The organism is Arthrobacter sp. 05N429, assembly GCF_056397045.1.
The window spans coordinates 1-469 of the sequence record NZ_JBFTMQ010000041.1 but is presented as its reverse complement, the minus strand read 5'-3'; the positions used below and the strand labels follow the sequence as shown (position 1 = coordinate 469).

Genomic DNA, 469 nt, shown 5'->3' with positions numbered 1-469 from the left:
AGAAAGAGCTGCAGAAGGACAGCAGCAGCAACGCAGACCGTACGTCGCGCAAGAGCGGCCAGTTGTGGCTGGCCCGGCTCGCCGAATGGGGCCTGTGGGGGCTGTGGGGGGTCCTGCTGCTGGTGCTGCTGTTGACCGCGCGGCTGTGGCTGCCGTGGTTGCGCGGTTCCGGCCGCCGCAAGGAAAAGCAGGCACCGCAGATTACCGAAGAGCAGGTGGAAATGCCGGTGGTGCTGCCGCCGGATGTGGCGACCCAGGCCGGGCTGCTGTGGGACCAGGGACGGCCGCGGCAGGCACTGGCGCTGCTCTATCGCGCCAGCGTGCGCACGCTGGTGGAGCGCACCGGCATCGCGTTGCCGCCCGGTGCCACCGAAGCACAGTGCCTGCGTGCCTCGCGGCGCATGTCCGACAGCACCGACCGTGAACTGTTCGCGCGCATCGTGCGCATGTGGCAGTACGCCGCATACGG

1 protein-coding gene is annotated in these 469 nt (G+C 69.3%); it reads left to right on the top strand.

Going from position 1 to position 469, the window contains the following annotated elements; genetic code table 11:
• Window positions 1–469 (top strand): DUF4129 domain-containing protein (locus AC1DF4_RS19180; protein WP_476914360.1); only part of this gene is annotated, 469 nt, incomplete at both ends.